Genomic DNA, 13,099 nt, shown 5'->3' on the forward strand with positions numbered 1-13,099 from the left:
GTTATACCTCAAAGAAAATATTTAAAACATTAGGTTAATAAATAATAAAGTAATTATAAAATTACTTGCATGATAATTATGGTTGAAAATAATATTTGTCCGATAGGCAACACTTTGGATGTATTTAACCGGAAATGGATATTCTGCATAATGTCCAATATTTACAATGGCAAAACTCATTTCAATGAATTCAAGCAAATGAATCCGACAATCAGCAATCATGTTCTTGCCCAGACATTGAAGTATATGGAGGAACAGGGGATGGTCACCAAAACAGTGATTGATGAGGTTCAAAACAAGACAGAATATGCATTGACGGAGAAGGGATTGAAAACAAACAGGATATTATATGAGATAACCTCATATTTCTTCCATGAATTGGATGATACCAGAAGCGAAGAGGAAAAGGAACAACTTTTAAGCGAATATCGTGAAGTCTATGGAATATAGGTAAGTTTAGAATTACTTATTTCTTTTTATACTATTTTTAACTAATTACTTTACATGAAAACAATATTCGACAAATGTAAATTAGGGGATTTGACACTAAAAAGCAGAATTATAAGAACCGGCTTGTGGGAATCCCAGCAAAACGATTTGGATGCAATATATGAAAGGTATGAAAAAATCGCATCAAGCGGCGTTGGCCTAATCACCTCTGAATTATACTCAATTTATCCGAAAGACAAGTTCACAGAGCACTCATTTAAGATGGGCAATCTCAACTTCATGACCATGGCCCGCAAGATTGCAGAAATCACTCACAGTTATGATGTTCCGATTTTAGGACAGGTCGAGTTCATAAAGTATAATCGTGGAATCGACTTGGACATCAGTGTCAATGATTTGACAATCGAGGATATTCGCCAGATACAATCCGACATTATAGAGGCAGCCCAAAAACTGCAGGTTGCGGGCTTTGACGGCATACAACTCTCAGTCGGCAATAATTTCTTCCTGTCCAAGTTCATCAACCCTTATTATAATCAAAGAAACGATGATTATGGTGGGAGCGTATTCAACCGCATGAGGTTGGTGTTGGAATTGGTCAAGGTGATGAAGGACAATCTTGACTTGCACGTCTCAGTTAAGGTTAACACTTTTGACGAGAGGAAGGATGGTTTTGATTCACATGAAAGCCTTGAGGCTTGCAAGCTGCTTGAAAAGGTTGGTGCGGATTCTATACAGGTTACAAGACCATTGTCTCCATTGTATTTCACTAAGAAATTGTCCGGAGAGGGGGAACTGATAGACTACACCAATAAACTGATTGATTCGGTTGACGTGCCCGTCATCGTCGGTGGCGGTTTCAATAACATGCTGCACATGAATGAAATCTTAAACAGCACTGATATTGAATTCCTGTCAATGTACAGGCCATTTGTTGCTCAGGGGGATTTCTTAAAGGATTGGAAGGATAATGGTTGTGGCGAGTCAAGGTGTTTGAAATGCAACAACTGTTACCGGACTAAAACCAGCACTTGCTATCATTATTAACATTTTAAATATTTTGTTTTTCAATATATATGATTGATGCAATCTAATGAAAATATTGACTTGATCCGGGCAAATCCGAGAAAAGCCATTAACAAGTTGGCTTTTCCAACTATTTTTTCAATGCTTCTGATGTTTTTAAACAACCTGATAGACAGCTTTTGGGTTGCAGGCATCAATGCGGATGCTCTGGCTGCTTTGGGTTTCATATCTCCATTATATTTGGTCATCATTGGTCTTGGAACAGGTGTGGGTGCAGGTGCCAATTCCCTGATTTCAAGGTATGTCGGAGCCAAGCGAATTGAAGATGCAAATAATGCAGTTATGCATTCGATATTTTTAACACTTATTGTATCTATCATTGTTTTAATTGTAGGTATTTTCTTTTTAGATGATTTGGTTGTATTGTTGGGTGCAGGCAGTGTCAAGACATATTGCCTAAGCTATGGTCAAATCATATTCTTGCTTAATATAGTGTTTCTTTTGCCCAACGTGACAGCTAGCATCTTCAGGGCTGAGGGTGATGTGGCACGCGCAACAAACCCGTTAATCCTAACTGCCGTATTGAACATGATCATTGACCCTATTTTAATATATGGATTGGATTTGGGTATTTTCGGAGCGGGACTGGCTACCGTTATAGCATCACTGGCAGGTTACATATTGATGATCTACTGGATTAGCGTTAAAAAGGACACATTCTTCAAGTTTAAATTCTCGCATTACAAAAGAAAGATGAATATCTACAGGGAAATCCTTGTAGTTTCACTTCCCGCAGCAACAGAAGAGATAATATTCGCACTGGTGGCAATAATCCTCAACTATCTAATCATGACCACTGCAGGAGTCAGTGAAGTCGCATCATTCACAATCTGCTGGAGAATGATAACAATTGCATTCATCCCATGCATGGCAATTGGAACAGCCACAATAACAGTTTCAGGAGTGGCATATGGCGGGAGAAACTGGCCAAACTTCAATGAAACCATAAAATACTCAACACTGATAAGCCTGATTATTACAGTAATAATCTGTGCGACATTCTACTTTTTCGCTTACCCAATATGTGATGTATTCAATTTTCAAGCAGGAAACCCTGCCCTTGTCAATCGATCAGCTGAAATACTGCAGCTATTGGTGTTCTACAATGTCCTGATACCATTCGGAGCAACTGCCGCATACGTCTATCAGGGAGTAGGGTCAGGATTCAAATCCCTTGCCTTGACAATAATGAGGGAGCTTGTATTGAGCATGCTGTTCGCCTATATCATGGGAATAACATTGAATATGGGAGTTTTCGGAGTTTACCTGGGCGCAATCATCGGCATGAATCTCGGCTCAATCATCGGATTCATCTTCATCTGGATATTCAACATGAAGTTCAAAAGGCAATGTGCATGATTTTTTTTAACAAGCTGGAATCAATATTGCAAAACGCTTGTAAAATCCTTATTTGATTTGGAATAAACTTTATATAGTCGGAATTTTAAAATAGGTTATTGATGAAATCAGATAACGAAATGCCAAAACAATGGATAAGAAACATTAAAAAAATAGACGATAAAAATCATTTGGCACATGGTGTGATTTATGCCCAGGACGGAAGCATAAGGTCATTCAGGGTTGCCGAAAATGAAGTGGAAGCCAGGGTTGAGGGAGCGCCGGGCGACTTTTACAATGTAAGGATACAGTTCAAGGAATTCACAGAAGACGAGAAGGGATACCTGACTGATTACATTAAAGGCAATCCCATAATATACTCCAAATTACTGAACAATCAGATATCCTTGGATTTTCTCAATGCAGATGTCAAAATCCTTCCATCAAGCACTGATGACTTTGAATTGTCCTGCGATTGCGGAAGGGGATTGTTCTGCAAGCACCAGGCGGCGGTCTTCCATAAGCTTGCAAATATAATAGAGGATGACCCATCATTCATGTTCTCACTAAGGGGATTGAACCTGAATCAAATAATCAACGGCAGTCACGGTAAAATCAAAAGCATCAGCGATGTCTTAAGCAATGACTCCAAACCCCGTCTCACAGATTCCGAAAACATCAATCATCTAGTGAAGCTAAACTATTCGTTATCAGATTACCCATCATTCTACCCATCAAGTTCAGTTAATTTCAACGAGGTATTGTGCGACACATTGGCCTCAATGTCAAGATGCATATATCAAATCTTCGATTCAAACATTTCAAACGAGTTCCAGGAATTCATAACCCTCGGAAACACATTGGGAGGCTCAAGCTACTACACTTCAAAAACCCAAGATGAGATACGATTTGCATTCGAGGAGAAATGGTGCAACCCTCAAAGATGGAATGAGATGAAAATTGTCCTTGACGGAAACTATGAAATTGCCCATATCAAGACCGGGCAATATGACAACAATTTCTTCATGTCAAACCTGAAATACCCATTATTCGCGTTTCTAGCCGAAATCAACCAGATAGACATTTCATCCTACTGCGATGAGGTAAGGTTTCTCCATGAACTCTACATCTTCACCGCCCAACTGATCAATTCCAATGCAATGGTGCCTGAAATATTCAAACTGGAAAACAATGAGCACCACATCAGATGGATACCTGCATTCGACAAGCAGATATATGACGAGCTGGAATACTTCCACAAGAGATGTCCAAGAAACCTATTGACATTCTCAGATACCAAATTATCCCGGGAAAATCAGGTCATGGCACTGATAAGTCTAATATTCGAGGGATTCAGTGAATATTACATCAGCAAGGCAATACCTCGCAATCTCGCATCATACAGGCATGAAAAGTATTTCAGACTCTTTTTCATTAAAAGCCAGGACTTCAACAGCCATTCCTATCGGGGCAAGGAAGAGGAGATTGACAATTGGCTGTCTCCACTTTTCCTAAGTCAAAAGGATTACATGCTCATCATATCAACATATCAGGACAATCTGGAATTCAATCTAAGGTTAAAAGTCAGATGCAACAACCAGACATATGAATTCAAAGACATTATAGGCCTTGATCGCCCAGACATTATCAAGAGCATTTCAATCATACAGAATCTCTTCACAAAATCCGGAGTCTCCTATCAGATATTAAACGACAAGACAATGACACTGAGCCAGTACTCATATTTCATGGAGAATGTAGCGCCAGTCCTAAGGGAATGCGGTGTGGAAGTCCATGCTCCGGAGGAGTTCAGCATGGCTGATGAGGCAAGGCTGGTTCTTAAAGTCAACCAGAAAACGCCGACATCCTCATTGACATTGAATGACCTGGTGGATTTCGACTGGAAAATAGCAATAGGCGATGAAACATATTCAATTGACGATTTCGAATCATTGACCTATAATTACCGTGGACTCGTCGTGATAAAGGACCGCTACATGATTCTAGACGAGGACAACCTGTATCAATTGAAAGAGGACATAGCCAATATCCCCGAAAATCCCAACAAGTCCGATTTGATACGCTACCTTCTAAGCAATGAAAGCGCCAATGTTGAAATGGATGAGAAGCTGGAGGAGCTGATGAACAATATCCTGGAAGTCCCGGAGGTTGCCCCGCCTGAATCATTGAACGGAACATTAAGAAAATACCAGGAAAGGGGATTCTCATGGATGCTTCAGAACATGCAGCTGGGATTCGGGTCAATACTTGCCGACGACATGGGCCTCGGCAAAACAATACAGGTATTGTCAGTAATATTATACCTGAAGGAAAACCACAAGCTTGACGATTCGAAAGTGCTGATAGTGGTGCCGACAAGCATCCTGACCAACTGGGAGATGGAGATAGCTAAATTCGCCCCGACACTTAAAGTGAAAACATATCACGGCATGAACCGGCATTATCCTGAAGGAGGCTTTGACATACTCCTGACAACTTACGGCATGATAAGGCAGGACCTGGTTGAATTCAGGCAGACGCCATGGTTTGTGATAGTCGTTGATGAGGCACAAAACATCAAAAACCCAAACATAAAAAAGACAAAGGCAATCAAGTCAATAAAGGCAAAGCATCACATAGCATTGTCAGGCACTCCGATAGAAAACAATCTGGGGGAATACTGGTCAATATTCGATTTCACAAACAAGGGATACCTCAACACTCTCCAGCACTTCAGGAACCGTTTTCTGAACCCCATTGAAAAGGAGCATGACGATTTCGCACTATACGACTTCAAGAAGATCACCTCCCCATTCATCCTAAGGAGGCTCAAAACCGACAAGAACATTGTCGATGAGCTGCCGGACAAGATAATCAACGATGTCTACTGCAACCTCTCAGTCAAGCAGGCGGGAATGTATGATGAGACACTGAAACAGATGATGGGGGATGTTGAAAAAAGCGAAGGCATACAGAGGAAGGGACTGGTCTTGAAGCTGATTAACTCCCTGAAGCAGATCTGCAATCATCCCTCACAGTTTTTGAAAACCGATGATGCGAAGACAAGCGAATCCGGCAAGATGGAAGTGCTTATAAACCTTATTGAAAACATCCTTGCATCCGATGAGAAAGTGCTGATATTCACCCAATACGTTCGTATGGGTGAGATAATCAAGGAACTTCTTGAAGAGGAGTTCTCACAGGAAGTGATGTTCCTTTACGGTAAGGTGAGCCGCAAGAAGCGTGACAGGATGATTGATGAATTCCAGAACGGCAATGCTAAAATATTCATATTATCCCTCAAGGCCGGAGGAATAGGATTGAACCTAACAGCAGCAAGCAATGTCATCCATTATGACCTGTGGTGGAATCCTGCAGTCGAAAACCAGGCAACCGACCGTGCATACAGGATAGGCCAGACCGAGAATGTCATGGTTTACAGGTTTCTCACACGAGGCACCCTTGAGGAGAGGATAAATCAGATACTCATTGAAAAAAGCGAGCTAGTGGATTTGGCAATTGACAGTGATGAATCATTCATTACTGAAATGACCAATGAGGAATTGAGGAATATGCTTAATTTAAGAAAAAGGGATAATTTTGATTAAATTAATTGAAGATCATTCTATTTTGATGTTAAATCAATTTTATAAAATGATAATGTTTTTATGGTCTGAGGTTAAATCTAGAATTAAGAGGTGAATTCTCATGAAGGAATCAAAAGACTGGGAAGACATTAATGTTAACCGAAGAAAAGGGGATAAGGTATTTTTCGAATCAACTTTTCTCCAGCAAATCTCTGACAAGATAGATTACTTAAAGGATGAAAGCAAGGAGATTCTAAAGGAAGTGGATAAAAAAGGACTGGATGAAATCGACCTGGAGGAAATAGGTGAAAATACATTAAACCATGTTTCCGATGTTGTCGATGAGGTGTCACAATTGAAATCAGAAATCATCAACAGTGACGAGTTGCCGCAATCAGTTAAGGAATCATCCAGGAACATTAAAATAGCACTCAACCGTGATGAGGATTACGTAAGAAGGGCTAGAAGAAGACTGAATAGGATAGAGATGAAGGAATTCAGTGATGAGGAAAGGGCAAATCTAAGAGTCATTCAGCTTTGTGAAAAGGCGATTCATGTTAATGACACAAACAAGGATGCATATTACCTTAAGGGCAGGGCATTATCCAATTTAGGTAAATACGATGATGCAATAGAGGAGTTCATCACCTCACTGGCCATAATGGATGACATTAACGTAATGATTGCCATTGCGGATGCAAACAGGCTCAACGGCGATTATGATGATGCGATAAGTGTGTATGATTCAGTGATTGAAAAAGATTGGGGATCATTTGATGCATTTAAGGGTAAAGCGCTCACATATTATGCATGCGAAGACTATAAGAATGCAGATGAAGCATTCAGAAAAGCAAATAACCTCACCGAATTGGATAAGGAATCTGAAACATTATGGCAGGAATGCCAGAATAAGATTTAAATAATGTTTTCCTTTGACTGACTGTTAAGGGTATTGTAGTAATATCCTTCAAGGGCAAGCAATTCCTCGTGAGTTCCTTGCTCAATAATCTCACCATTCTCAATCACGATAATCTTGTCCGCATTGCGAATGGTTGACAGCCTGTGGGCAATGATGAAACTTGTTTTGCCCTCCATCAGCTTGTCCATTGCCTGCTGAATCAGCTTCTCGGTTCTGGTGTCCACGCTTGATGTGGCCTCATCAAGTATCAGCACTTCTTTTTTTGACAATATGGTTCTTGCAATCGTCAGCAGCTGCTTTTGGCCATGTGAAATGTTATCGGAATCCTCATTCAGGACACTGTCATAGCCCTCGGAGGATTGGCGGATGAAATCATCAGCGTAAACCTGACGGGCAGCATCAGCAACCTCATCATCACTTGCATCAAGGTTTCCATAACGGATATTATTGGCAATGGTGTCTGAGAAAAGCCAGGAGTCCTGCAGAACCATTCCCATCATGGACCTTAGACTGTGCTTGTCATACTCATCAATGTCAACGCCGTCAATCCTGATTGAACCTGAATTGATGTCATAGAATCTCATGAGCAGCTTGACGATTGTGGTTTTGCCGGCACCGGTTTCACCGACAATAGCTATTTTTTCACCCTTTTTCACATCAAAGGACAAATCTTTAATGATCTTCTCATTTGGAGTGTATGAGAAGCTCACATTATCAAAGGTGATGCCGTCTTTAATTGTGGTCAACTGTCTGGTTGAAGGGTTCTGCTCATCCTCAAATTCCAGAAATTCAAAAATGCGCTCGCTGGCAGCCATTGCGGTTTGAATCTGATTCATCACGCGAGTGATTTGCTGTATTGGCCTTGTGAAACTTTGAGTGTACTGGAAGAATGCAAGGATATCGCCAACGGCAATGGCCCTCTGCAGTACAAACACCGCACCAAGAACCGCAACCACAACATATGTGAAATTGGATATGAAATTCATCAGAGGGCCGTTTAAACTGGAGTAGAACTGTGATTTCCACTCATGGACAAACCAGTTCTCATTGTCGCTTTCAAACTTCTCCATGGAAATCTCTTCCTGATTGAATGTGAGTATAATGTCATGGCCGGTGAATGTCTCCTCAATCTGAGCATTCAACGAACCCTTGAACTCCAGCTGCCTTAGGAAATAAGTCTGGGAATATTTTGTCATGAACCTGATGAGCAGGAATGCAATTGGGATGAGGATGATTGTCGCCAAGGTCATCCAAACATTGATGGTCAGCATCATGATGAACACTCCAATGATTGTGATTACTGCAGTTGTTAACTGGATGAATGACTGGGTGATTCCATTTTGAAGCGAATCAACATCATTTGTGACTCTTGACAGGATGTCTCCCCTCTTGTTTTCCTCAACCTTGTCCATCGGCAGATTAAGAATCTTTTCAATCAGCTTTTCCCTTAAATCATAACTGATTTTAGTGGTCACTTCAATTAAAAGAATGCTTTGAAGATAAGAGAACACTGAACTGATAATGTACAATATCACCACGATGATTAAAAGATTTATCAAGGCGTCCAAATCAATCGAACCGGTATGGTGGATGATATTGTTTATCCCATTGAATATGATGGTTGTCGCCTCTCCGATGAGCAATGGTGCGATAATTGTAAATGCCGTTGAAATCACCGCACAAACCACTGTCAATATCAGCTTGACCTTATGGCCGCTTAATAATGATATGATGTTCCCGATTGCCTTTTTATTGTCAACGGGCTTTTCCGGGGGCTTCCTTCTAAGGGGCCTTGGGCTCATGACAATGCCTCCATATAATCGATTTGGATATTGGCGATTTCACGATAGATTTCACAGCTTTCCAATAGTCCGTCATGTGTTCCCCGGTCAATGATTTGGCCATTGTCAATCACTAGAATCTCATTGGCATCCATTATTGTCGAGATTCTCTGTGACACAATCAGAATCGAGGAGTCCTTCAAGCCTTTCAGGTTATTCTTTATTTTCCTTTCAGTGTTCATGTCAAGAGCTGAAAAACAGTCATCAAAGAGATAAAACTCATGATGGCCTATAATGGCTCTTGCTATCGACAAGCGCTGCTTCTGGCCTCCTGAAAAGTTAGACCCCCCCTGTGTAACCTCCTCTGCCAGGTCATTGACAAAATCGACCTGTGCGAGCCTTAAGGCTTTTTGAATCTCATCATCATTCGCATCGCTTTTTCCAATCCTCATGTTTGACTTGACATCGCCCTGAAATAGTATTGCCTTTTGGGGAGTGAAGCTTATCCTGTCCCTCAGGCTTTTCAGATTAATGTTTTTAATGTTGATTCCATCCATCAGGATTTCACCGGAACTCGGATCCTGGAGACGTGGAATCAGATTGAGGATTGTGGATTTTCCGCTTCCTGTTCCGCCAATGATTGCAGTGGTTTTACCGGGCTTCAGAGTAAAGCTAATGTCTTTTAGGGTTTCCTTTTCACTGCCGGGATATCTATATGAAACGTTCCTGAATTCAATGGTCGGATGAGCGGATATGTCTGTCAACTCTCCGTCGGTTATTGTAATTTCAGTATTCAACACTTCACTGATACGCCTTGCTGAAACAAGGAATCTTGGAAGCATGATGATAAAAACTCCAATCATCAAAAAGGAAGTGACGATTTGAGTCGCATACTGGATGAAGGCTATTATGTCACCGGTTAAAACTCCATTGTGTATGGCGTCATATGCTCCGAAATAAAGAATCAGAACAACCATCAAGTTCATAATCAGTGTCATCAGCGGAAGTATGATCATTATTGTCTTGAAAACATAAAGGTTAACGTCATAGAATTTCTGATTTACTTTCTGGAACTTGTTCTCCTCATAATCCTGTCTGACAAATGCTTTAATGACAGGTATTCCAATCAGGATTTCCCTTGCAGTCTTATTTATCCTGTCAATTATCTCCTGGGTAATCTTAAAATAAGGCACGACTCTGACCATTACAATCACTAAAAGAACAAGGACTGCAACAAAATTAACTATGATAATCCATGATAGGTCTGTTTGAAGCTCAAACACTTTGATGATACTTCCAACTCCCAAAAGGGGAGCGAATATGAGTGTGTTGAAAATAAATCCTAAAATTCCCTGGAGCTGATTGATGTCATTGGTGGTTCTTGTAATGAGGGAAGAGCGTGAAATGTTGTTCAGTTCATGGTTTGAGAACTTCAAAACCTTTGAGTAAATTATTTTCCTCAAATCCTTGGCATAGCCTGATGACACCCTGCTTGAAAAATAGGACACTCCAACAGTTGCAATCGTTGAGATTGCAACCATTAAAAGCATGACTAAACCGGTATCGATGATGAATTGGAAATTGGTGTTCTGGATGCCTATATTGACGATATCTGCTGTGTATTGTGGCAAGGTCAAATCACAGTAAACCTGAATCAATAGGAAAATGAAAATAAAACCGACTTGAGGGATTTTATTTTTCATTGGTTTTAACAGCTTCTTCATAATGGTCTTAAATATTATTTAAGTTATCATATTATAATTATAATTTGCTTAAATGAATTTTTTCCACAAATCAGTTTGCAACACGCTCTTTTCACTTATTTTTTCCAGTTTAAGGAACAATTTCCAAGGCATTGAAACATTTAAGTAATCATTAGGGATGAAATGCTTCATTTTGCTCCTGCCTGCAAAATCTATAGGTCCAAGAACAGGTTTCGGGTCATCGCTTTCATCCTGCTGGAACGTGAAGCATCCTATCGCCTGGCACGCTGATGCCTGAGGGGTCAGGATGCATGCTCCGTCAAGCCTGAATGAAGTGTTGATCTGGATTAGTGCAGTCAGTTCAATTGGATTCACGGTAAATATCACTGATTCTGGAATCTCATCATCTTCAAGGTTCTCCAATCCCTTGAATATCACGTATTCTCCCTCATCGTATACCGGACGGTTTTTGATGCTTTCCTTTGCGGTTTCAAAATCACAATATATTCTCTCGCCGTGGGTGAACATTTCACGAGTGTTTTTTGGCATATGGTTCAGTCTTTCCAGGTATGCCTCTGGGTTCGGTGAGGATTCGACTCCGCAGGAGAGGAATGTTGCCTGGAAATCCATCATGGCCTCGTTTTCAAATCCTGAGCCCCAGCCGAATCCCACGTTGATTCCTCCGCAGGTTATGTGTTCACGGCCGAAGTATGTTGTTTTCCTTTTGGCTATGGTCTGTGCAACGAAACTCATCACGCATCCGCCTTTTCCGGTTTTCGGTCCGATTGCATTTTCAGGTTTATTGTCGCTTTTAAGGAGTGCTATTGGCGGGAATTTCATTTTTAGTTCTTCTGATATCTTGCTTTGCATGTTAACTACCTCTTTAATAATAATTCTATATCTTGTATTATATACAATTTGTTGATTTTTTAGGGTTGGCGTTTTTTTAGTTTATAAACATCGAACGTTTGAACATATTTTAGAATAGGTTATTATATGTTTGTCTATTTTTTACAATTTTTTCTGCAATTAGAAATTCATTAGAAATCTTGCAAAAACTGCAACATTTATATACTACTTCAACTAATTTAAGATAGGAAATTCAGTGAGGTGAAAAATAATGAGAAAAATTACTATAGCAATATTAGCATTGATCCTCGTTGGCATGTTGATTCCAACAGGATTTGCAACTGATTCCAATCTTGTAATAACATATGGCGAAACCACAAATGCAAACGATAACTATAAGTCAGTTGTTGATGCATTCTTCAAAAGCCAAGCAAATGTTGACTTAAATAATGTAGAATCAAAAGTAATTACTGCTGACCAGGTAAACCAGGTGTCAAGCGGAATTACAGGTAAATCATATTCCTCAAATCAAATATACTCATCAGCATTACTGGATTTGAACGACAATGACAATCTGCAGGTAAGCGTGGACAAATCCAAGATCACCACAATCACTGGCGACATGTACATTTCAGCATTGAAATCAGCCGGAATCACCAGCGGACATGTTTACGTAACAAGTCCTGTTGAAGCCACAGGCGAATCTGCACTTGCAGGAATAATGAATGCTTATGAGCAGGCAACTGATGTTGAAATTCCAGAAAATGTAAAGGAAGCTGCGAACGATGAAATCTACACTCAAGCTGAAATCGTTGAAAACTCAGGTGTGGATGCAAACAGCCTATCAAAACTTGTCGATGACGTGAAACAGGAAGTTTCAAACGGCAATGTGACAGACCATGACACTATCGTGAACATCATTAACAATCATGTTCAAAACAACAACATAAACATAACCAACAGTGACATTGAAAACCTTGCAGACACTATCCAGCAAGTCCAAAACGTTCAAGGTGACGTTAACTACTATAAGGACAAAGTAAACTCATTCTTGAATGATGGAAACTCCACAGGTGGATTCACACTTGACGGATTGCTTGACTGGGTCAGGTCATTAGCTAATGGGAGTTAAATCCCATTAAACCTTTTTTTTTTTAACGCAAAGTCACTCTTTCAAAAATTTTGTTGATTTGAAATTTTTTCTATCCTGTTTAAAAATAGTTAAATCTTATTATAGTTTTTCTTGAAAAGTTTATCCCATTTTTTGGTATGTTGATTTTGTAGTATTTTTTTTTAATGTTGGAAAAATAGGTCGAATAAGAAGAGACAATTGCTTGTCTCCCCTCTTCTAAGAACCGTACGTGTCCCTTTTAAGACATACGGCTC

9 protein-coding genes are annotated in these 13,099 nt (G+C 40.1%); 6 read left to right on the top strand and 3 right to left on the bottom strand.

The window, feature by feature from the left end:
• Positions 1–78 precede the first annotated feature (78 nt).
• The 5 genes from QZU77_RS05090 to QZU77_RS05110 all read left to right on the top strand — a co-directional run bounded on the left by QZU77_RS05090 (position 79) and on the right by QZU77_RS05110 (position 7,380).
• Entirely contained in the window at positions 79–450 is a 372-nt protein-coding gene (locus QZU77_RS05090) for a helix-turn-helix domain-containing protein (RefSeq protein WP_295600978.1), read from the top strand.
• 54 nt (positions 451–504) lie between these two features.
• A complete protein-coding gene (locus tag QZU77_RS05095; RefSeq protein ID WP_295600981.1) occupies positions 505–1,497 on the top strand; it encodes a tRNA-dihydrouridine synthase in 993 nt (330 codons plus the stop codon).
• Between the two features lie 36 nt (positions 1,498–1,533).
• On the top strand, positions 1,534–2,895 hold the full coding sequence (locus QZU77_RS05100) for an MATE family efflux transporter (protein WP_295600984.1): 1,362 nt from the start codon (positions 1,534–1,536) through the stop codon (positions 2,893–2,895).
• Positions 2,896–2,996: 101 nt separating this feature from the next.
• Positions 2,997–6,482, top strand: a complete 3,486-nt coding sequence (locus tag QZU77_RS05105; RefSeq protein ID WP_295600987.1) for an SNF2-related protein — start codon at positions 2,997–2,999, stop codon at positions 6,480–6,482.
• 100 nt (positions 6,483–6,582) lie between these two features.
• Positions 6,583–7,380, top strand: coding sequence for a tetratricopeptide repeat protein (locus QZU77_RS05110; protein ID WP_295600990.1), 798 nt, complete (start codon positions 6,583–6,585; stop codon positions 7,378–7,380).
• Here the strand turns inward: QZU77_RS05110 and QZU77_RS05115 are convergent.
• The 3 genes from QZU77_RS05115 to QZU77_RS05125 all read right to left on the bottom strand — a co-directional run bounded on the left by QZU77_RS05115 (position 7,377) and on the right by QZU77_RS05125 (position 11,734).
• On the bottom strand, positions 7,377–9,182 hold the full coding sequence (locus QZU77_RS05115; protein WP_295600993.1) for an ABC transporter ATP-binding protein: 1,806 nt from the start codon (positions 9,180–9,182) through the stop codon (positions 7,377–7,379). The two genes, QZU77_RS05110 and QZU77_RS05115, sit on opposite strands and share 4 nt — an antisense overlap.
• The gene (locus QZU77_RS05120) at positions 9,179–10,864 is read right to left on the bottom strand and encodes an ABC transporter ATP-binding protein (RefSeq protein ID WP_295600998.1); all 1,686 of its coding nucleotides are present in this window, start codon (positions 10,862–10,864) and stop codon (positions 9,179–9,181) included. The genes QZU77_RS05115 and QZU77_RS05120 overlap by 4 nt, the downstream gene beginning before the upstream one ends.
• A 69-nt stretch (positions 10,865–10,933) precedes the next feature.
• The gene (locus QZU77_RS05125) at positions 10,934–11,734 is read right to left on the bottom strand and encodes a DUF169 domain-containing protein (protein ID WP_295601000.1); all 801 of its coding nucleotides are present in this window, start codon (positions 11,732–11,734) and stop codon (positions 10,934–10,936) included.
• 250 nt (positions 11,735–11,984) lie between these two features.
• Here QZU77_RS05125 and QZU77_RS05130 point away from each other — a divergent pair, with 250 nt between their 5' ends.
• Positions 11,985–12,845 carry a DUF1002 domain-containing protein gene (locus tag QZU77_RS05130; RefSeq protein ID WP_295601003.1) on the top strand — a complete coding sequence of 287 codons (861 nt, stop codon included), beginning with the start codon at positions 11,985–11,987 and terminating at the stop codon, positions 12,843–12,845.
• The last annotated feature ends 254 nt before the right edge of the window (positions 12,846–13,099 follow it).

Source organism: uncultured Methanobrevibacter sp. (genome assembly GCF_902774605.1).
Classification (GTDB): Archaea; Methanobacteriota; Methanobacteria; order Methanobacteriales; family Methanobacteriaceae; genus Methanocatella.

What these genes read in the sequence shown, in the direction of transcription:
- QZU77_RS05090 (WP_295600978.1), top strand. Translation starts at nt 79, where the DNA reads ATGGTTGAAAATAATATTTGTCCGATAGGCAACACTTTGGATGTATTT.
- QZU77_RS05095 (WP_295600981.1), top strand. Translation starts at nt 505, where the DNA reads ATGAAAACAATATTCGACAAATGTAAATTAGGGGATTTGACACTAAAA.
- QZU77_RS05100 (WP_295600984.1), top strand. Translation starts at nt 1,534, where the DNA reads ATGCAATCTAATGAAAATATTGACTTGATCCGGGCAAATCCGAGAAAA.
- QZU77_RS05105 (WP_295600987.1), top strand. Translation starts at nt 2,997, where the DNA reads ATGAAATCAGATAACGAAATGCCAAAACAATGGATAAGAAACATTAAA.
- QZU77_RS05110 (WP_295600990.1), top strand. Translation starts at nt 6,583, where the DNA reads ATGAAGGAATCAAAAGACTGGGAAGACATTAATGTTAACCGAAGAAAA.
- QZU77_RS05115 (WP_295600993.1), bottom strand. Translation starts at nt 9,182, where the DNA reads ATGAGCCCAAGGCCCCTTAGAAGGAAGCCCCCGGAAAAGCCCGTTGAC.
- QZU77_RS05120 (WP_295600998.1), bottom strand. Translation starts at nt 10,864, where the DNA reads ATGAAAAATAAAATCCCTCAAGTCGGTTTTATTTTCATTTTCCTATTG.
- QZU77_RS05125 (WP_295601000.1), bottom strand. Translation starts at nt 11,734, where the DNA reads ATGCAAAGCAAGATATCAGAAGAACTAAAAATGAAATTCCCGCCAATA.
- QZU77_RS05130 (WP_295601003.1), top strand. Translation starts at nt 11,985, where the DNA reads ATGAGAAAAATTACTATAGCAATATTAGCATTGATCCTCGTTGGCATG.